The 20008-nt window shown below is 39.8% G+C and carries 25 protein-coding genes; 20 read left to right on the top strand and 5 right to left on the bottom strand.

The genetic code is table 11. From position 1 onward, the window contains the following. Positions 1 to 58: 58 nt before the first annotated feature. Complete coding sequence (gene gnpA, locus B9Y93_RS22695; RefSeq protein ID WP_085498575.1) at positions 59 to 2224, top strand: 1,3-beta-galactosyl-N-acetylhexosamine phosphorylase; 2166 nt, start codon at positions 59 to 61, stop codon at positions 2222 to 2224. 533 nt (positions 2225 to 2757) lie between these two features. Here the strand turns inward: gnpA and B9Y93_RS22690 are convergent. The 3 genes from B9Y93_RS22690 to B9Y93_RS22680 all read right to left on the bottom strand — a co-directional run bounded on the left by B9Y93_RS22690 (position 2758) and on the right by B9Y93_RS22680 (position 4764). Beyond that, on the bottom strand, positions 2758 to 3867 hold the full coding sequence (locus B9Y93_RS22690; protein WP_085498574.1) for a site-specific integrase: 1110 nt from the start codon (positions 3865 to 3867) through the stop codon (positions 2758 to 2760). 83 nt (positions 3868 to 3950) lie between these two features. Continuing rightward, a complete protein-coding gene (locus B9Y93_RS22685) occupies positions 3951 to 4418 on the bottom strand; it encodes an ImmA/IrrE family metallo-endopeptidase (RefSeq protein ID WP_139829214.1) in 468 nt (155 codons plus the stop codon). A gap of 10 nt (positions 4419 to 4428) precedes the next feature. Next, positions 4429 to 4764 (bottom strand): helix-turn-helix domain-containing protein, encoded by a 336-nt coding sequence (locus B9Y93_RS22680; RefSeq protein WP_085498572.1) that lies wholly within the window; start codon positions 4762 to 4764, stop codon positions 4429 to 4431. A gap of 164 nt (positions 4765 to 4928) precedes the next feature. On the opposite strand from B9Y93_RS22680, the gene B9Y93_RS22675 reads away from it, so the two are divergent. The 3 genes from B9Y93_RS22675 to B9Y93_RS24725 are packed head-to-tail and all read left to right on the top strand — an operon-like array spanning position 4929 to position 5674. Continuing rightward, positions 4929 to 5180, top strand: a complete 252-nt coding sequence (locus B9Y93_RS22675) for a helix-turn-helix domain-containing protein (protein WP_244903541.1) — start codon at positions 4929 to 4931, stop codon at positions 5178 to 5180. 16 nt (positions 5181 to 5196) lie between these two features. Beyond that, positions 5197 to 5517 (top strand): DUF771 domain-containing protein, encoded by a 321-nt coding sequence (locus tag B9Y93_RS22670; RefSeq protein WP_085498570.1) that lies wholly within the window; start codon positions 5197 to 5199, stop codon positions 5515 to 5517. Positions 5518 to 5533: 16 nt separating this feature from the next. After that, positions 5534 to 5674, top strand: coding sequence for a hypothetical protein (locus B9Y93_RS24725; RefSeq protein WP_176229010.1), 141 nt, complete (start codon positions 5534 to 5536; stop codon positions 5672 to 5674). On the opposite strand, the gene B9Y93_RS24720 is transcribed toward B9Y93_RS24725, so the two are convergent. Then, positions 5652 to 5801 carry a hypothetical protein gene (locus tag B9Y93_RS24720; protein ID WP_176229009.1) on the bottom strand — a complete coding sequence of 50 codons (150 nt, stop codon included), beginning with the start codon at positions 5799 to 5801 and terminating at the stop codon, positions 5652 to 5654. The two genes, B9Y93_RS24725 and B9Y93_RS24720, sit on opposite strands and share 23 nt — an antisense overlap. Positions 5802 to 5898: 97 nt before the next feature. Here B9Y93_RS24720 and B9Y93_RS22665 point away from each other — a divergent pair, with 97 nt between their 5' ends. The 7 genes from B9Y93_RS22665 (at position 5899) to B9Y93_RS22635 (ending at position 11305) form a co-directional block, all read left to right on the top strand. Further along, the gene (locus tag B9Y93_RS22665; RefSeq protein WP_085498568.1) at positions 5899 to 6615 is read left to right on the top strand and encodes an ORF6C domain-containing protein; all 717 of its coding nucleotides are present in this window, start codon (positions 5899 to 5901) and stop codon (positions 6613 to 6615) included. A gap of 63 nt (positions 6616 to 6678) precedes the next feature. Then, entirely contained in the window at positions 6679 to 7809 is a 1131-nt protein-coding gene (locus B9Y93_RS22660; protein WP_085498567.1) for a conserved phage C-terminal domain-containing protein, read from the top strand. Next, a complete protein-coding gene (locus B9Y93_RS22655; protein WP_139829213.1) occupies positions 7739 to 8050 on the top strand; it encodes a replicative helicase loader/inhibitor in 312 nt (103 codons plus the stop codon). The genes B9Y93_RS22660 and B9Y93_RS22655 overlap by 71 nt, the downstream gene beginning before the upstream one ends. Further along, positions 8040 to 9338 carry a replicative DNA helicase gene (gene dnaB / locus B9Y93_RS22650; RefSeq protein WP_085498563.1) on the top strand — a complete coding sequence of 433 codons (1299 nt, stop codon included), beginning with the start codon at positions 8040 to 8042 and terminating at the stop codon, positions 9336 to 9338. Before B9Y93_RS22655 ends, dnaB begins: the two co-directional genes overlap by 11 nt. An 86-nt stretch (positions 9339 to 9424) precedes the next feature. Beyond that, a complete protein-coding gene (locus tag B9Y93_RS22645) occupies positions 9425 to 9724 on the top strand; it encodes a hypothetical protein (protein ID WP_085498560.1) in 300 nt (99 codons plus the stop codon). Further along, positions 9708 to 10769 carry a DNA polymerase III subunit beta gene (gene dnaN, locus B9Y93_RS22640; protein WP_176229008.1) on the top strand — a complete coding sequence of 354 codons (1062 nt, stop codon included), beginning with the start codon at positions 9708 to 9710 and terminating at the stop codon, positions 10767 to 10769. Before B9Y93_RS22645 ends, dnaN begins: the two co-directional genes overlap by 17 nt. Before the next feature lie 62 nt (positions 10770 to 10831). Then, complete coding sequence (locus B9Y93_RS22635; RefSeq protein WP_085498556.1) at positions 10832 to 11305, top strand: sigma factor-like helix-turn-helix DNA-binding protein; 474 nt, start codon at positions 10832 to 10834, stop codon at positions 11303 to 11305. Positions 11306 to 11402: 97 nt separating this feature from the next. On the opposite strand, the gene B9Y93_RS22630 is transcribed toward B9Y93_RS22635, so the two are convergent. Continuing rightward, the gene (locus B9Y93_RS22630; protein ID WP_085498554.1) at positions 11403 to 12548 is read right to left on the bottom strand and encodes a hypothetical protein; all 1146 of its coding nucleotides are present in this window, start codon (positions 12546 to 12548) and stop codon (positions 11403 to 11405) included. 31 nt (positions 12549 to 12579) lie between these two features. On the opposite strand from B9Y93_RS22630, the gene B9Y93_RS22625 reads away from it, so the two are divergent. The 9 genes from B9Y93_RS22625 (at position 12580) to B9Y93_RS22585 (ending at position 20005) form a co-directional block, all read left to right on the top strand. Next, positions 12580 to 12768: a hypothetical protein gene (locus tag B9Y93_RS22625; RefSeq protein WP_085498551.1), complete on the top strand. Its 189-nt coding sequence runs from the start codon at positions 12580 to 12582 to the stop codon at positions 12766 to 12768. Between the two features lie 216 nt (positions 12769 to 12984). Further along, positions 12985 to 13902, top strand: coding sequence for a DUF6731 family protein (locus tag B9Y93_RS22620; protein ID WP_244903540.1), 918 nt, complete (start codon positions 12985 to 12987; stop codon positions 13900 to 13902). A gap of 6 nt (positions 13903 to 13908) precedes the next feature. Beyond that, a complete protein-coding gene (locus B9Y93_RS22615) occupies positions 13909 to 14442 on the top strand; it encodes a hypothetical protein (protein WP_085498547.1) in 534 nt (177 codons plus the stop codon). 324 nt (positions 14443 to 14766) lie between these two features. Then, on the top strand, positions 14767 to 15351 hold the full coding sequence (locus B9Y93_RS22610; protein WP_085498545.1) for a tyrosine-type recombinase/integrase: 585 nt from the start codon (positions 14767 to 14769) through the stop codon (positions 15349 to 15351). 229 nt (positions 15352 to 15580) lie between these two features. Continuing rightward, positions 15581 to 16318, top strand: coding sequence for a phage terminase small subunit (terS, locus tag B9Y93_RS22605; protein WP_085498543.1), 738 nt, complete (start codon positions 15581 to 15583; stop codon positions 16316 to 16318). A 4-nt stretch (positions 16319 to 16322) separates the two neighbouring features. Continuing rightward, positions 16323 to 17006 carry an HNH endonuclease signature motif containing protein gene (locus B9Y93_RS22600; RefSeq protein ID WP_085498541.1) on the top strand — a complete coding sequence of 228 codons (684 nt, stop codon included), beginning with the start codon at positions 16323 to 16325 and terminating at the stop codon, positions 17004 to 17006. A gap of 96 nt (positions 17007 to 17102) precedes the next feature. Continuing rightward, positions 17103 to 17825, top strand: a complete 723-nt coding sequence (locus B9Y93_RS22595) for a hypothetical protein (protein WP_085498539.1) — start codon at positions 17103 to 17105, stop codon at positions 17823 to 17825. A gap of 123 nt (positions 17826 to 17948) precedes the next feature. Beyond that, complete coding sequence (locus B9Y93_RS22590) at positions 17949 to 18275, top strand: hypothetical protein (RefSeq protein ID WP_085498537.1); 327 nt, start codon at positions 17949 to 17951, stop codon at positions 18273 to 18275. A gap of 20 nt (positions 18276 to 18295) precedes the next feature. Beyond that, positions 18296 to 20005, top strand: coding sequence for a terminase large subunit (locus tag B9Y93_RS22585; RefSeq protein WP_206110195.1), 1710 nt, complete (start codon positions 18296 to 18298; stop codon positions 20003 to 20005). Positions 20006 to 20008: the final 3 nt, after the last annotated feature.

The following is a 20008-nucleotide window of genomic DNA, read 5'->3' as shown; positions in this document are numbered from 1 at the left end:
TCTTGCCTGCTGAGTATGATGAAATCAACAATCAGTTATTTGGAAGGAGCATGTTCAAATGATCGAGCAGAACAAGCAAGGTAGAGGGCGACTCACCATTCCAACCGACCTTGATGTCGTAGGAGAAACGCTGAAAACGATGGAGCTATGGGGCGCAGATGCTGTGCGCGATGCAGACGGCACGACTTTTCCGCAAGAGTTAGCTGAATGTGGAGCGAAAGTATATGCGACTTACTATACAACCCGCAAAGACAACAATTGGGCAAAAGCAAACCCTGACGAAGTACAGCAATGCTATATTACAACTCGATTTGTTGCAGCTGTAGATGCAGAACTGTCCATTCGGTTATTGGAAGGGATTAGCGAAGACCTATTACAGGTCAACAGCCACGATGATATTTACCGCTGGTGGGAAGTCATCGATCGTACCACTGGCGAGGTCGTACCAACGAATCGCTGGCGCTATGATGAGGCTAGCGGCTGCGTAATTATAAGTAACACGATACCGTACCATGAGTACAGCGTGAGCTTCTTAACCTATCTAATTTGGGATCCCGTTCATATGTACAATGCCGTCGTTAACGATTGGAAGGATTTTGAACGGCAAATAACGTTTGATGTACGTCAGCCTAAGACACGGGAATACTCGAAAGGCAGATTGCGTGAATTTCTGCGGGACAAGCCTTATGTTAATGTAGTACGCTTCACCACGTTCTTCCATCAGTTCACGCTCATATTCGATGAGCTGCGTCGGGAGAAATATGTGGATTGGTATGGCTATTCTGCGAGCGTCAGCCCTTATATTCTCGAACAGTTCGAGCGTGAGGTGGGTTATAAATTCCGTCCGGAATATATTATAGACGAAGGCTACTACAACAACCAGTATCGGATTCCGTCCAAGGAGTACTTGGACTTTATGGCCTTCCAACGGCGCGAGGTGGCACAGCTCGCTAAAGAGCTCGTTGATATTACCCATGAAGAAGGCCGCGAAGCGATGATGTTCTTAGGTGACCATTTCATTGGCACAGAGCCTTATATGGATGAGTTTAAAACCATCGGGTTAGATGCGGTCGTCGGCAGTGTCGGCAATGGTTCAACATTGCGCTTAATTAGCGACATTCCTGGGGTGAAATATACAGAAGGGCGCTTCTTGCCATACTTCTTCCCTGATACGTTCCATCCTGGCGGCAATCCAACGGCTGAAGCTCAAGAGAACTGGTTAACAGCTAGACGCGCAATCTTGCGTAAGCCAGTAGATCGCATTGGCTATGGAGGCTACTTGAAGCTGGCGCTGGATTTCCCTGACTTTGTTGATTATGTTACACAAGTAGCGGATGAATTTCGTGATTTATATGAGAAGGCGCGCACAAAGCCTCAGTGCTTAGCGAAAGTTGCTGTTCTGAATTGCTGGGGGAAAATGCGTTCTTGGGGCTGCCATATGGTGCATCATGCGCTGTACCAGAAGCAAAACTACAGCTACGCGGGGATTATAGAAATTTTGAGCGGTGCTCCTTTTGATGTATCGTTTATTAGCTTTGATGACATTCGTGAGCAGCCGCAGCTGCTAAATGATATCGATGTCATTATTAACGTCGGTGATGCTGGAACGGCTCATGGTGGTGGCGATAACTGGACAGATCCGTTTATTGTCGAGCATATCCGTGCATTTATTGCTCGTGGTGGCGGCTTTATCGGTGTAGGCGAACCTTCTGCTGCTCAGCATCAAGGCCGTTTCTTCCAGCTAGGCGATGCTCTAGGCGTAGAATTAGAGCGTGGTTATACCCTAGGCTACGATAAATACAATTGGGATGTAAAGCCGGCACACTTTATTACTGCCGATATGGATGGAGACATTCATTTTGGGGAAGGTAAGAAAAATGTATACGCAACTAGCGCTGATATTATAGCTTGTAAGGACAAAGAAGTGCAGCTTGCAGTCCATAACTACTACGGAGGTCGATCTGTCTATATCGGTGGACTACCGTATAGTGCCGAGAACGCCCGTCTGCTGCACCGTGCGATATTATGGTCGTGCAGCAAGGATCACGAATTGCACAATTGGTTTAGTTCGGATGCCCATACGGAAATTCATGCGTATCCGGATACAGGTACGTATTGCGTTGTCAATAACACGGCAGAGCCGCGCAGTACGACTGTATACGCGAATGGCAAGCAATTCGAACTGGAGCTTAAGGGCGGCGAATTGCGATGGTTTGATATATAAGCAATGACCAGATAAGCCCGACACTATTATGATGGAATTGATGCTTGCGGAAGATCGTCAGGAGCAACAACGTGATTATAGCTTGAATCGTAGTTTGGTTGTGATGATTATAAAAGCGAGGCGTGTTTAATCACGCCTCGCTAATGATCTTGAAGTCGCTGATTTATTCTCGCGGCTTTTTTGGCTTGGCTGATTGTTGTAGATTGATATAATAAAGCTTCCTATATACATAACCGTTATAAACTATAATATGCAGCACATAAAAGACTGCTTTCTAGGGGATAACAGTTGTAGATTTTTTGTAGAAAGAATCTACTTTTTTGTTCTGTTTCATCCTTAATAAGGAATGTGTAAATACTAAAAACGCCCTGAATCCTTATGTAAAGGAATTCACGGCGTTGTATCAGCAATCGAAGTCTGTCAAATTAATTCTAATGGCGTCCCAGGAGGACGTTGAAAAAAGCTAACAGACCCTTATATATCAACAATTACTGTTTTTCAGTTGTAGAATTTTTGTAGAATGGCCTAGTAGATTACCCAACCATTGAGCCAAAAATTTTGATAGTACTCTTCACATCTTGTTCGCGTAACTCTTTAACTATGTGAGCGTAATAGCTGAGTGTTGTTTCAATGCCTTCATGTCCTAATCTTTCGGATACATAATAAATCGATACCTTCTTGTATAATAGCACACTTGCGTGTGTGTGTCTTAAACCGTGGATGCTGATAGGCTCGATTTTGCTTTTAGTTAATATACTTTTTAATTCTTTGTTGACTGCACCGTTACTGATTACCATGTATTTTGACTGAGGACTATAGAAAACTAATCCGTATGGTGTATCTGGCAACGTAGTGAACAGTTCCTTAAATATCTTCATGGTTTTTGCATCAATCTTAATTACTCTATTGGACTGTGGGTTCTTTGTCGGTCCGAACCCTGTATGCATCTTTTTGGTGTAGCCCCATGTCTTATTGATTCTTAGTTCATTCGTCTTAAAGTTAAAATCCTCTTTTGTGAGTCCGACTAATTCACCAAAACGAAGTCCAGATACTAACGCTAACAATATGAGATGTTTGGTTAATGTATTGAGGTTCTTGTTCAGTTCCCCTAATAAACGCTTGCTCTCAAAGTAGCTTAAGTGCTTTTCTTCAGGCTTCTTCGAAGCAGTACCACCAGTCAAAATAACCCCACGTGTAAAATCAACTCTGATGATTCCTTCATCGACAGCGTCTCTAATGCAAGCTCTTATGTGAGTGTTGAGTTTCCTTGTGGTGTCCTTAGCTCTAGTTTCGCCGTATCTGTTCAAAAAAGCCTGATACTGCCGTTTGGTGATGCTTTGAAGAGGAGTAGCAAGGAAATATTCTTGAAGTGTCTGTAATGTATTTAGGTAACGTTCATAGGTGTTGTTCACCACACCCTTCTTTTTGTATAGCTCTAGCCAATCCTTGAAATAGTCAGGGAAGGGTATTGGTTTTTGTTGAGGTACTAAGCCTTTTCTTAAATCTGCCTCAACTTCAGCAGCAGCTATTTGAGCTTCCTTTTTTGTCTTAAACCCGCTTTTTCGAATCGGTGAGTATTTACCATTTACCATCTGACTGACAGAGTACTGCCATGATTTCCCCACTTTCGTGAAGCTAGCCATTGTAATTCACTCCCTTCTACAGAACGTATGTTCGGTTATTATGTATGTTAAACAGCCTTTCGGCTGGAAAGCGTAAAGGTTTATTAAAGGTCAAATAATTCAATTACACCAAAGGGTGAAAAACAAACGGTATATTTTCCGACAGGAACATATAGACCATACTTCTCTTCATACCTCTTTATTGCTTCATCAAGGTATTCCTCAGTTACATTAAGGTACTCAGCCAATTCATACCTATTCCTCACGCCGTATTTGTGTGCGTTAATGAAAGATTCTAAAGGAATCAAATAGCCGTATCCCCATTCCCTACCGCGTAACTCTTGTTTTCGATTGCTAATGTCTTTTTGGTCAAGTATGTTCCCCGCGGATTTAAAATGATGACCTAACTCTTCGGCAAGTACACATGTCAATTCTGCCGTAGTGGAAATAGCTGCTTTATTAAGGGTAATGACACTATCTGTGTACAGTCCTTTTAACCTTAAGGATTTGAAATTGTGTTCCCTAATTTGAATACCACATAATTCCGCATCATCTAGGAGTTTGTCGAGCAAGTGACGATCCTCATTTCCGCTTAGTTTTTAAATACTTCGCATATTCCAGTATTTCCTGCATCTCTTCCTCGCTATAGTCTTCGCCTTCAAAATGGGCCGCGATTGTATTGGTTTCTTCATCCTTCTTTTCAATGCCCAATAGATGATCTAAGGAAACGTTGAACAACAGCGACAGATGACGTACGGTCTCCAAACGAGGGTCTCCTAAGCCATTTTCCCACTTTGAAATCATGCCTTTATTTATTGAAGATCCAAATCTAGAATTAAGTTTTTCAGCCAAATCATCTTGAGAAAGACCTTGTTGTATACGCAACTCTTTAATCACTTTACCTATTGAGTATGTCATTTTTAATCTCCCTTAATTTAGATATATCTAAACAGTATATTACACATGAGGTTTCAAAAACGCAACATTTATTTAGAAGAACGCTAAAAAAGTTATTGACTTTGAAACCACACAGGGTTATTCTTGAACCAAGGTTTCATATTCGAAACCAAGGGGGTGAGAATTTGAAACAGATTTTACGCCGACATACTCCATACACTAAGTTTAAGGCATTTTTAAACGAAACAGGTGTAAAACAGAATGAATTAGCAAAATTATTGAATAAATCAACATCTGCATTGAATCAAAATCTAAACGGAACAGGTGGTGATTTTTCAGTATCTGAATTAAGGATCATTTGCGCTACATTTGAGATAAGTGCAGATGAGTATTTTTTACGCCCTGAGGTTTCGAAAATGAAACATAAGGAAAAGTGAAAGGGAAGGTACGAACATGCAGAGTCTAAATGTTCAACTAACGATCCCCATTCCTGATGACATGGTGTTGATTCATAAGGTTGAGTATGAAGGTTTAAAAGCGAATGAGCTTACTGGCGTTTATTGGAACATGAAGGACTTAGAAGAACGAATCAACAGAAAAAGTGTTTGGATTAAAGAAAACATTCTATATCCCACTAAGTTTCGAGCTGTTCTTGACAGTGAGAATGGGGGATTTGTCTTTTACCCAAAGGCTCAGGGTCAAAACTGGGCTTTCCAAGCTACAAAGATGGCAGACTTTTTGGAAAAAAGGTTCAGTCAAATTTTTAGTTCGTGAGAAAGGGGGAAGCTTCATGGTAGAAAACGCTTTGAAGTTGGCTTTGGAAGCATTAAGTCGGGAGTTAAAAGGAAAGCCTATATCACCAGCAAGGGTACAAGCACTTGCAGAGGCAATAAAGGCTTTAAAGGAAATCAACTTTCTTTCACTGCATTGAGAATAATCTTATAGGCTTCGGCAACACAATCTGCAACAGTCGTAGCTTTGGGAAATTCATTGCGAGGTATCCAGTCATTTTCAATCATCTTAATAATGATTTCTTTAGCAATCTCTTTATCATTCAAATTTATAGCCTCCTTTCGAGAATATGATTATCGCACACTTTCATTTTATCTAGTGAAGGGGAAATGATCCAGACAATTACAAGAAAGGAAAATTAATATGAACAGAACTCAAATTGATGTTCTAGCAAACAAGTGGATGGAAAAGCAACGTAAATCGAATGTAGTAGTGCTATCAGGTCGGTTGGTAGTTGAAGCTGGCCAAGTATCATTACAGCTCGACGATGGCGAGCTGGTTGAGCTAAACACGAATGATTGTATTGAGGTTTTAAACGGTGAGCGATTCGAACCAGCTCCGTTATCACGGATTCTCGAAAAGACGGATTCGGCTGGTTGGTCACTGTATGCAGGGCTCTGTGCATCTGTAATACGCCGTAGCAGACACCCTACAGCGAATGAGTTGCTTAATACACAAAAGGAGCTAAATCAAATGTTGAGTGACGGAGCTAAGAAGCGTATTCAAAGAGCTATTGCGGAACGTGTTTATGCTATTGCTAGAGAAGGGCAGGACAAAGAACCATATTTCCAGCAGCTACATAGGGCAGTCAGGGAAAAATGGAATGTGGAATCTTATCATCAGATTGACCAAGCAAGTGTTCTAGAAGTAATCAATTATATTGGGTCTTGGAGACCAGAGGAGGGCGCAAGTATGGCTAGACCGTGGATGCAGGAGCTTATGTGGGTGAAACGCAATGAACAGGGTGTGATTATTGGATATAGTGAGACATTGCCCGAAGGCGTGGATTTCATTCCAACGGTTCCCCGCAACAAAAAGAAAGAACCCTCTGCAAAGGGTTCAGGTTCAAAGCAAAAATAAGTTATTGCTATTGTACACAATGTTAATTCTTTTATCAAGCAATAGGCAAGGAGTTGGCGACGGATGAAGACTGGATATGTTGGGATCGCCAATAAGATATGGGACGAGGTCATCCGTCGCAATTTTACCAAGCGTCAAAAGGATATATTGCTGTTCTTATGGCGCTTGTCTTACGGATGTCAACAAGATGTGGCGATTGTCTCCAAGCAAAAGTATTTTGCCATCTGTGGCGTGGGTGAGGGGCATATAGGGAAGGAATTGAAGATTCTTACCGAGTGCAAGGTAATCTCACGTAATGGCAGCGAGTACCGATTCAACGAAGATTGTCATTTATGGCAAGTCTCACCCGTTAGGGGATGGGATGAAGAAATATTCAAGACGATCCTTCATGACAACATAGAATCATCCAAAAGGCGAAAACTTACTGATTCGGTAAGCTCAGCTAATGAAGAAACTTACCAAAACGGTAAGTACTCAAAAGCTTCTAACTTACCAAAACAGGAAGTTAAACAAGCGAATAAAGTTACTGAAATGGTAAGTTGTCAGACTGGTGAATCCGAAGTAGAGACTTACCAAAACAGTGAGATTTCAAGTGAAGAAAAGTTACCGATTCGGGAAGTTGTTGAAAATACCAATCTTACCGATTCGGTAAGTTCAACAAGTGACGATTTTGAAGAAACTTACCGAAAAGGGAAGTCAAAACTTACTGAAAAGGTAAGTCCGACCCCCAAAAAAGCCAGTCGTGGCGCGGCTTCCGAGCGCTCTAAATACAGTATTAAAGACAGTAAAGATAAATACATTGTCGAGATAGTCAACCATCTCAACGATAAAGCAGGCAAAAACTTTAGTCCGAAGACGAAGAACACAATCAAGTTAATTAGCGCTAGGTTGGGCGAGGGAAGAACGTTAGAAGACTTTAAATATGTGGTTGATGTGAAAGTTGCAGAGTGGAAGGGTACTGACCGTGAAAAGTATCTTCGTCCTGAAACGTTATTCACGGAAACACATTTTGAAGCCTACCGAAATCAGCCATCTCCAACAAGCAAGGTTTTAACGAAGGGCGGCGGCAGCCGTTCACAGAACAACAAGGCTCGTCTTCAACAACGAATGGGGGAGATTGAACGTGAGTCCCAAACAGGTGATGCATTTGCTTTCGCTAGTATCAACGGCTTACCAGACGGTAGAAATAACTGATGAGTATATCGCGTTGTGGGAAACGATGTTGAAGGATGTTGATTACAGCATTGCAGCCCATAACCTTCACCGCCACATGTTAACGAGCAAGTATCCGCCAACAATCGCGGAGATTGTAGAAGATCGGGGGCAGATGCTTGCAAATCGTAGAATGCAGGAGACAAAGCAACGTATTGAGCTGCTAGACACTTGGAACGCTCAAGCTTACCTTCCAGAAGGCAGGGATCAGCATGCACAGTGAATTTTATAACCTTGATGCTGAAACATCCGTTTTAGGCAGCATCTTGCTAAAACCTGATTACATGGATCATACCAAGCTCCATGCAAATGACTTTTATTACGCTTCGCACAAAGTCATTTTTGAAGGAATGGCACGGCTGCATGAAGAAGGAACGCCCATTGACTTTGTTACATTATCGCAAGAGCTTGGTGACTCTTTAGTAGAGGTCGGCGGCGTTTCGTATGTATCCAAGCTTGCGGAAAGCGTTCCTTCCGTATCTAACTTCAAACATTATGAAGAGATCATAAAGGACTTGAGTTTGAAACGAAAGATGCTCGAAACACTACAAGCTAAATTTCGTGAGGGTCGATATAGCGAAGACAATGAACAGTTTATCAGTTCTGTGTTGGATAGTGTTCAGAGTCTCGCGGATGAGACGAAGCCAGAACGAACATTCAGGCCGATGTCTGACGTGCTGGTTGATCACGAAGATAAATTAGCCGAGCGTCAAAAAATGAAGGGTCTTACGGGTGTAAAGACTGCAAGTACAGTGATGGACAAATTAACAGGCGGGTATCAAAAGCAAGATTTAATTATTGTTGCAGCTCGTCCTTCGGTAGGTAAAACGGCTTATATGCTTAATGACGCAATCGCTGCCGCAAAATCAGGGACGGTCGATGCTGTAGGAATCATAAGTCTAGAAATGCCGGATGTGCCAGTTTCAGAGCGTGTCATTTCTGCTGTAGGGCATATTGATAGCTTCAAGATTCGAACAGGGAACCTCAACGACCAAGATTGGGGAAAGTACACAATGGCTCGTCAAATCGTCGCAGATATGCCTATACACATTGACGACTCGCCAAGTGCTACCATCAGTCAGATTGCGTCCAAGGTAAAAGCCTTCAAGAAAAAGCACGGAAGAATCATAGTGTTTATTGATTACCTTCAGTTGATTCATGGAGGGAAGAATTTCAGCAGCAAGACTGAAGAAGTCGGCTATATCAGCGGAAAGTTAAAGGAGATTGCCCGCGAGAATGATTGCCCTATCGTAGTCATCAGTTCTCTGAGTCGTAGTGTAGAGCAGCGACAAGATAAGCGACCGATGATGTCCGACTTAAGGGAATCAGGAAAGATTGAATATGATGCTGACATGGTCATATTCCTATATCGGGATGATTACTATAACACCGATTCAGAAAAGAAAAATATTGTTGAAGTGAACGTTGCTAAAGGACGGAACACGGGAACGGGCTTAATCGAAATGGCTTACTTAAAGAACTTCAATAAATTCGTAGATATTGCTAGCTAGCTCGGTGCATCTACACTGAGACGATTCATTGCATCCATTTTGCCGAACGTACGGTCTTATATTTCATAAATGGAGGGACTCATATCATGAGAAATCTAGCCGTTAAAGCATGGGTATTCAGACCTGATTTATTGTATCGAATTGTACTTGTTACTGGGAAAGACGAAGAAGGCGATAAATGTGATGTTAAAGGGAGAGTTTCTGACTGGATGGGCGACAAAATCGAAGTAAGAAGTATTTATAACTCAGATGTGATTTACACTTTCAGGCTGGAGAATTTTCATGAAGAAGGCTTGAAGCTAGAAGTTTGGGATACTCAGCCCAATGTATATTCTGTTCCAGACGAGTATTGGACGGAGAGTGAACGAAATGAAATGCAGCGCTAACAAACACCATCTGCTAAAAACTTTGAAATGCATGTCTTTCCCAAAAGCAATTCTGAATATTGACGCCATCGATAAAATTTACCTAATCAGCTCAGATGACACGGTCATTACTAAGTCGACTATAGAAGCCGAAGTACAAGACCAAGGACGAGTAACCGTGTCATGTACCATCTTGTATGATGTCCTCTCTAAAATAAGAGGGGACATAATCAAGCTTCAGACGAAGGACAAAAAGTTATATGTAATCGGTGAAAGTGCCAAGGTGTCCATTGCAACTTTAGACGATACATTCACGCATGAGATAGAAGAACCTGATCAATGGTTCTTTACAATACCAGCTTCAGTAATGCGAAAAGCGATCAAGAAGACTAACCATGCAATACAATACGAAAAGGTTCCAGACGCTATAAAAGGGCTTCATATTTGTGCTTCTGGAAATCAATTGACATTCACGGGCACAGATAAAAAACAGTTTGCCATGTTCAGGATTGAACTTCCCTCAGACGAACAATTTGAGGCAATTCTCCCAAAGGAACACCTTAAATGGGTGGAAGGCATCCTTGATGTTGGGGAAGTGAGTTTTTCCATTAAAGATAATTATGGGGTGTTTGCTACAGATACTCACATCCTATATACACGAACGCTCAACGGCAATTATCCAGCAGTATTAAAGTTGCTTGATAAGCAAACGGTTTGCACAGTCAAGGTAGATTCTAATGAACTCTTAAAATCGGTCGAACTAGCAACAATTACAGCAGACAAGAGCAACACCAAAGGAGCAAAAGAAGTGTTCTTGAGTACCAAAGTTGACGGTATAGGAATAGCTGCTCGCAATGAATTGGGGGATGTTACTGACATCCTTCACGCTGAAACCGATGGGCAAGAGTTAAAAGTTGTTTATGACTCAACCCATCTTATCCACGCTATCAAAGCAGCTTCAACAGATAAGACAGAACTAGGGTTCTTGGGTGCGGATTCGCCCTTGGTCATCAATGGTGAAGATTGCAAGTTCATGATCGGAGCTATCAAAAATCGGGAGGTATGACATGTTAAAGCAAATGGAAATGAAAATAATTGATGATGTCCTAGTCATCGAGGAGGAACGGTATGCAGGACTTGATTCCAGAGTACAAGAAGACGATGAAGATTCTTGTAAAGGCGAAAGAGCAAGCGCCTGATGAGGATGATGCCAAAATAATTGGCGAAATGATTTCGAGTACGCAATTTTCTATAGATTATTTAAAGAAAGGGCATCACCCTGAGAATCGACGAGGTATACACCGTCGTTCGGTGCAGCAGCGCACTACACCATTAGATCCATTATGGATGCAATCTTACGCAGCTCCTTCAGGTTGCGGGAGTTATACAAACATATCTGAATCTGGAAGGTTGCAAATTGATATGGCGCTATCTACCTTAACTGTACAGGAGAGACAAGCCTATACGTTGCATAAAGGATTGTGTTTCTCATTGAGTCAAATTGCATTAGAAATGGATGTATCCAAAAGCACGGTTCAAAGCTACATAGACAGAGCCGCGCAAAAGATAGAAGCGGAGCTTCAATGCAGTCTATTTTTTTAAGTTCATTTTTTGCCCTACGGTTGCCACCTATATATGAAAGATAAAATTTTAAAATTAGAAGGGTAGCCGCCTCTACTAGAGGCGGCTAATTGCACCATTAAGTTATGTCTTTTTTATATTGTTCAAGGAATTTCCAAAATAACACTTTTACTTTAATTGCTTTATCTTCGTCCGCGACTTTCATTTCGTTTAATCGTCCAAAGAATTGAAGGAGGTTAATAGTGTTGTTGCTTGAAATTGCAGTGAATGTCGATGCGAATTGACCAAATTCTTTAGGACCAATTATTTTTATTATGGCTTGTTGAACTTTAAAAGCAAAAATATCATCTATTTTAGCAGTATGCGCGATTTTTATTACTTCTACAACCCATTTGAGATGGCTTTTTATTTCGTTAATTTCCGTTAGTTTATGGATGATAGGATCCATTGACTTACCACGATGAACTATCGAAATTGGTTTATCCATTATTAATGTTGCAGAAGTATTGTCGCTATTAGTTAATTCAAATGTTGGATGAAAACCTACCGTTTTTTCTTTTGATTCACTGTTAACTAGTGTAAATCCATAACTCAGTTTTCCAATTCCCTTTAGTACAATATCTTCTTCGGACACGAAATCTAGTTTCATACTCGAATGATCAATACGAGCTAAAGCAAGTCTAAATTTAACATCAAGTTGTTCAAGTGCCCACAAAGCAATGTATAGAAGGACATGGTTATCGATAGGTCTGTATGATGGTGTAGCGAAACATCTCACAATTCTTTTCCCATCTTCAATTACAGTACGAACTAAAACCATTTCTTCCGCATTAATACCTTTGAACCAATAATCAAAGTTGCTTAATAACATAGGAAAATGCTCATGGTCTTGATCTTCAATAAGAAATTTAGCATAGTTACTCATTTTCACAGGAGCAAATAGTTGGTTTACTGCATCGCTTGTGGTAATAAATGCATCTTTTACATCATCTAATGAAATAATAAGTTGTGAATTCCCATCTTCATCTAATTCTGCACCAGCTATGGAAATTGCACGAGATTCTTTTGTAAAATCTTCCTTTGTCCATTTTTTTGTTGGGATCAACAAATCATATATATTCTTGATGCCGCTTATGTTCATGAATTCTTGTGAATCTGAGTATTCATCACCGGAAAAATTGTCGTAGACAGCTTTTTCGAACTCGTCAGAAGTATCTAATAATTTAACGAGTTCACTTTTTCTCACTAACTTATCAACAGTCATAAAAAAACCTCCCGTAAGGATGTGAAATTTAATGATTGAAATAGGTGACATACTTATAATGAAGAATGGTAGGGCATATGAAGTTATCATGGGGCAATCTGATAATTTGGTCGAAGGTGATCTTGTAGTTGTAGAGGTTGATGAGGACAATAGAAGAATTAGCGAGAATCAACAACTCAAGATCGTTGCATCAACTCCAATCATTGACATAATTAGGTGAGTATCTACAAACTTCGCCTTAGAACCTACTAATCCTTCTTGTCTATCCGACATTTGAATTATTTTTTTGTGCTTTTTAAATAAAGAATTAGAAGATAAAACGGCCTGTATATTCGCTTTAATTTGTCGTTCTCAATTGAATTATTCATAAATACTTTAATTTCACATTGAAGGAAAACTCTTCTTGGTGTCGAAGTGTGGCATATCAGGAGGGATAATGATGAAATATAAAAATGTGAGATTTGAATATTATGAGGTTGTTTATAGAACTAAAGATTCAACGAATAACAAAGATAAATTATTTGACTTAGTTCGATGGATCAATAAAGCAAACAAGATCAACGCATTAATTGATAGAACGTATGACTTTTATTCTGAAAAGGCAAGATTAGAAAAAGCTCAGTTCGATGACGATTTCAATTATTATTTTTTACATTTTGTAAGATTAGGGGACAATATTCCTTCAAAGGGTAAATTAGATGGAAAAGTAGAACCATTAGAATTAGATGATGATGAGTATATTGGGAATGAGGTTACCGCATTATATGATGAGGATCATCACATTCTTATGTTGCAACGAAACCGATCAAGTTTGGGACCAAGTGGTGTTGAATTCTACTTAAATCGGTTATGGGATAATGAGGAAGAAACAATTCATTTAAGACCAATTGCACCGAAAGGCATGTTCGAAAATGTAAAAAAAGCAGAGAAGTTTAGAAAGATTCATCTTAAATTTGCTGACATACATTCAAAAAAACCAGCAGGAAATGGACCTGTAATTGCGATGTTAAATAATTTTGGAAAGTTTGAAGGTGTAACAGGTGAAGTGGTTATTTCGGTGGGAAGAACAAAGGATAAATCACTAGATTCACAAACAATGATTGATACAATTCAAGATATCATGGACAATCAGGATAATGGTTTAATGAAAAAAGCTGAGTTGCATTATAAATATACAGATGATACTGCGGTTGAAATTGTTGATTTGTTTGCTAAGAAAACTCATGACTTTGGAAGTTTTCAAATGGAAAAAAGAACAACGTTAAGTCATGAAGCTATAGCCGAAAAAATGCATGAAATTTATCATCAGAATAATAAAAAAAGAAAAATACTTGATTACTTAATGAAGGAATGATTCTGTGTGAAGGAAAAACTGTTGGTATTCCTTGAGGTTTCATTTCCATTCCTTATTGCAGTTTTGTTCACAAGTATTGCAACCAGTTATGGATTTAATTCGAAAATCGATAATTTTGAAAAAATTATAGATGGGACAATTACTTTTTCGTCTATACTCGTGGGATTTATCGCAGCACTTATGGGGATTTTAGTTAGCATTAAGGATTCTGATATTGTAAAGCACATATTTCAGGTTCGAGGGAAGAGATTATTCGCATATTATCTATCCGAAACTGTTATTTTAGGTTTTATAACTGTGATTGCTTCGGGAGTTATGTATCCATTTATTGATAAACCTGATATTATCTTGCCTTTTATCCTGTGGCAATTCACAATTTTTTGGTTTCTCCCATCTTCCATGCGTATTGTATTAGTTATGATGCTTATTTTATTCAAGAGCAATATTAAGGAAGATGTACCTGAGAACAATAATTTAAGCAGAGAAGAGAGAGAGGAAGCTCGAATTCGTAATTCAAAAAAAAGATTGCAAAATAGTTGATGAACAAGGTGGTATTAAACTAATTTACTTTACTAAATTTAGTCGCTGATTATTCAGCGGCTTTTTTATATTGTCATGAAAGGGTGTGGAGTCATGATGAAAATCATTAATTGGTTGGTCAGAATTACCGCCTATCGTGAATCCGAACCTCCAAGGAATCGAGGTGAAAGGAGACATGGCAGGAAGACGTAAAAAGAAAGTCGTCCCTCTATACAAGGAGCCTACACAGCCTATTATGTGCAAGGGCTGTGTATGGGGAAAATGGGAAGGATCGAAACAGTTTTGCTCCAAACCCTTCATTTGCATTACGGTAGGTGATCAGAAATGAAGTTTGTTCAACCGATCAGAGATGTAAGAGTCATCGAGGGGCTTAAACAATATTTTTGGAATCAGAGTGTAAGGAACTTTTTATTCTTTTGTCTTGGTATTTATAGTGGCTTACGAGTTACTGACTTGCTTTCCTTAACGGCTGGCGCAGTGAGGAACAAGACTCACATCACTATTCGAGAGGGCAAGACAGGGAAAATCAAGAAATTCATTATCCATCCAGATATCAAGGACGTACTTGAACAATATATTGCTGATATGAACGATGATGAATATCTGTTTGCGAGTCGACAGAAAAAGACCATAAGCGGTGAAGTGGGAAGTCCTATCCACCGTTCAACAGCATATAAGATGCTCAACACAGCAGCGAAAGAATTCAATCTTACTGAAATAGGTTGCCACACGATGCGTAAAACGTGGGGGTATCATCTTTATATGCAAGACCCTACAAACATAGCGTTACTAATGCACATGTTCAACCATAGCACCCAAGCTATAACTTTGATGTATTTAGGGCTTACTCAGGATGCTATGGATAAGGCTGTATTGCGCTTGAGTTATTCAAAAAAACGTATTATGTAGCACTCAACTTTTTAAAGTGAAAAATAGCTTGATATATCAATATTTCTTCATATTCTGCGAGTGCAACTCTATATATGTTGTGATGCACTCAATTAACATAAATTAGTGGAATTCAGCATTAAAATCGCTCGACGTCGCGCAATCTATAATTACTAAATAATGGTTAATCGTAATGATTACGTGAAAACAAACTCAATTCACTATTTTTCGGGGGTGGGGCTGGTGCTATATGGCAAAGGAACGTAGTCCATTAAGGAGGAAAGCTTTCAAGATTTGGTGTGATAGCGGTCGTACAATGAAACCGTCACAGATCGCTAATAAGTTGAGAATCAACCCTTCTTTGGTTAGGAAATGGAAGAGTGTTGATGATTGGGAAAACAGATCAAACCCAACAGTCGGAGCACCCTATGGGAACAAGAACGCTTTAGGGAATAAAGGTGGAGGCGCACCGCCAAGGAATAAGAATGCTGTCACACATGGGATGTATGAAACCATTTGGGCAGATATGCTCGATCCTGCGGAGCAAATAAAGCTGATGCAAGTTGAGACAGACCCGCGGAAGCAAGTTGAAAATGAGATACGTTTCCTTGAGCTTCGCGAGCGTCGAATGCTTGAAAGAATCAATAAGATTAATGAAGGTTGGGATTCAAGTTCTGTTGTAAGTGAAAGTGCGCTCATCAAGGATGATGAGACAGACATTACCGTCATTGATGATAATGGGAAGACAACACACATGAAGATTACTCAGCCTGTTTTTAAAGAAGTAGCAAGGAAGGTTAAAACTCCACAGGTTCTTGAACGTATCCTTGCTATTGAGGATGCGCTAACGAGAGTTCAGGATAAGAAAGCAAAGCTTATTGAACTACTCTTGAAAATCGACCGCAAGGAATTGGACAGGGAAGAACAGCTTGTTCGCATCGAGAAGCTGAGAGCAGATGTAAAACTAATCAATTCGAAGGCGTGGTGAAGATATGGCGAAGTTTGCTATTCTTCAAAGCTTCTATGCCAGTAAAGAATGGCGTACATTCCGAGCAAATTTGATTCTTGAGCGCGGGAACTGTTGCGAGCGTTGTAAAGAAGTAATCTTGAGACCTGTTGACATCATAGGTCATCACATCATTGAGCTGACACCTGAGAATGTGCACGATCATACTATCAGCTTGAATCCTGAAAATGTCGAGCTAATATGCTATGACTGTCACAATATCGAACACAATCGATTCGGTCATCAAGGCAAGAAGCAAGTGTTCATGGTATACGGCGCGCCATTTAGTGGTAAGGCTGCACTCGTACATCAGCAGATGAAGCGAGGGGATTTGATTGTGGATATGGATCGCCTTTATGAAGCGATATCAGGATTGTCTTTCTATGATAAACCAGACAACCTATTTTCAAATGTTATCGCTGTTCATAACCTTCTGCTCGACAATATCAAGACACGGATGGGCAAGTGGAACAATGCTTGGATTATCGGCGGTCATGCGGACAAGTTCAAACGCGAGAGGTTGGCAAATGATTTAGGCGCTGACTTGATCTTCTGTAGCGCGACCATTGATGAATGTTTCGCGCGGCTGGAGGAAGACGAGGACAGGCGGTATAGGAAGACCGAATGGAAGAAATATATCGAAAAGTGGTTTGAACAATATTGTCCATAAGTCTGACTAGCTGTAAAATGGTGGATAAGGAAGTGGTCGTAATTTGACAAATCCGTTTTTTGGCGATTTCCGATATAGAAAATACGGAGGGTCAGCATGTCTTTATTAAACAACGTGTGGTTCGTAGGCATTATTGGTGGAATAATTAGTGGTGTTATTGTGTATTTCATAACTGATTTTTTTGTTAGTAAGAAAAATAAGAAAATATATAAAGAAAAAATAAATTTAGCTAATGCAGAAGTCCTTAACTCGCTAAAGCCGATGGTAACAGATGAAACTTCATTTGATATTAAACTTTATCAGACAGTTTCAAGGGCGATTGCAACAAAGCATAAGATAAATCAAATCGATTTATATGATTTTAAAATTGTAATTGATTTAATCACAACAGAAATTATGCAGTCACAATTTCTTTCTTATGAACAGAAGAAGAATTATGCTAACACCTTGATAAATGTATACAGAGAACAAGAAAAAATTGATATACAAAACGATAAAGAAATCCAAACAGTAGTGAGTATTTCCAATACCAACACCGTATCTTCGAAGTATTTAAGTCTTACGTTAGCAATAATGACAACATTATTTGCAATTATTTCTACAACATATATTAGTTTAGATAGGTTGAATGAGCTGAATAAGATTGCAAACATTAATGATCAAGTAAGAGCGGTACTTGTACTTTTGACAGCTATCCCATTACTTTCTGTGCTGGCTTTGACTTTAATGCAAAGCACCTTAGCATTAAAGAAAATTAAAAGAAATAAACTAATAGAAACAACTAGCTCGATAGGAACTGAGAATAAAGAAGAAAATTAATTTTTTTATAGTAATAACTAGCCCCCCCTTCTGGGGGTTTTTGTGTGTCTACTAATAACCGTATAGGGGACACAAATTTCACACACGCTTAAAATTTTGAAATTCGTTGGGAGGAAATGAACGTTGGAAAAAATCCAAGTTTATGCACAAGAATTGAAGAAGCTGCACGAGATTTTCCAAGATGTCGACCCTTCCCAATCCAAGTTGTGCGAGGGGTTGATTGAAGATGCTGCTTTTCTAAAGGCTGAAAATTATGTGTTAAAAGGAGTCCTTACCCAGATCGGGATGGTGAAGATTCATCCGAACCACCCAGAAATGCAAAAGCCAACAGAAGCCGCAAAACAGTACCTGAAAAATCTGAATTCCTACTCTGTTGTGATCAAGACGCTTAATGGCGTATTAAACAAAGTGGCGATGGATGATGAAGATGAATTGAGTGATTACGAATGACGCAAAGGTTGCGCACTTATTTGGCACACTCCAATCTATTGGAGTATATCAGTAAGTGTAAATCAGGTGAAATTATTATTGGCGAAGAGCTGATGATGATGCTGGATGTTTTGTTAACTCACTTTGACAATCCTGAAATCAAGATTGATTTTACAGAGGCTCAAAAACGTATAAAATTCATTGAATCAGAATGCCGACACTTCGAAGCGCCATTTGCAGGAAAGCCGTTCAAACTCGAATTATTTCAAAAAGCATTCGTTGAAGCGATATACTGCTTTCTTATTTACGACGATGAGGTCGGTCAGCACGTTCGACTTTATCAAGAAGTCCTATTTTTGGTTGCTCGCAAAAATGGAAAAACGCCGCTAGTCTCCGCCATAGATTTGTCGGAGTTTTTTTGTGGTGAAGTTGGAACAAAGATATTGTGTTCAAGCAATGATTATGAGCAAGCCGATCTCATGTTCCAAGCTATTGACGCGATGAGGGAAGAAAGCCCGACGTTATCGAAAGTGACAAGAAAAAATATTAAGGGAATCTTCTTTGGTAATCCCAAAAAGATAAAGAAAAAAGGGAAGTTTAGCTATGCCAACAAAGGCAGCATACGAAAGATATCTGCAAAAACAGGAGCAAAAGAAGGACGCAATATTAAAGTTGCCTCAGTGGATGAAGTTCATGAATTAAAGGACGACACATCAATTATGCCTATTCGACAGGCTCTTTCGACACAAGACGAACCCTTGTATTTTGAATTGACAACGGAAGGGGTTGTGAATGATGGTTACTTGGATGGTCGTTTAAAAGAAGCCAGACAGGTTTTAAACGGCGAATTGGAACGCCCGCGGTGGTTGATATGGCTTTACACGCAAGACAGTGAACAAGAGGTGTGGCAGGATGAAAGTTCATGGGTGAAATCAAATCCGGGACTTGGAGTCATTAAAAAACGTCGCTTCCTTCGCCAGATGGTAGAGGAAGCAAAGACCAGTAAGTCGAAGCGGGTTTTTGTTCTATCCAAGGACTTTAATATCAAACAAAATAATGCAACCGCTTGGCTTACAAGTGATGATATTAAGAATGAACAGACGTTCGATCTTGAAGAGTTCAGAAATTGCTTTGCAATTGGAGCGGTTGACTTGTCAAAGTCGGGTGACTTAGCAAGTGCTCGTGTCATTCTGATGAAGCCAGATAAGCCAGAGAAGTACACGCTTCAAAGATACTTCATACCTGAATCCAAATTAGCGAACTTAAGCAAGGAAGATAGAACCATGTTCGAGGATTGGATAAGAAAAGATTTGATTGAAGTATCATCAGGTAATGAGAATGACTTTAGCAAGGTGACAGCGTGGTTCTATAGGCTATTTAAGGACTATGGAATCCGAGTTTATAAAACAGGGTACGACAAATGGTCGGCGGTCTATTGGGCAAAAGAAATGGATGGGTTTGGTTTTGATTGCGTCCGAGTGTCACAAGAATTCGGCAGCATGTCGGAACCCATGAAACTTGTGGAAGCTGATCTACAAAGCAAGAAGATTATCTATAATGACAATCCAATTGATAAATGGTGTTTAGAAAATACAGCTTTGACGCCGAATTCAAAAATGGAGATCATGCCTACTAGGATTCAAGGTAAGGAAGATAAGAAAATTGATGGTGCAGTCACAATGATTATCGCTTATCGAATCTATATAGACAACCGAACTGAATTTCTAGAACTTGTTCGAAGAGGGGGGTGAGTG

Source organism: Paenibacillus aquistagni, assembly GCF_900177815.1.
Lineage (GTDB): Bacteria > Bacillota > Bacilli > Paenibacillales > Paenibacillaceae > Paenibacillus_B > Paenibacillus_B aquistagni.
Note: the sequence above shows the minus strand (reverse complement) of the source record. Positions and strands in the feature narration are given on the sequence as shown.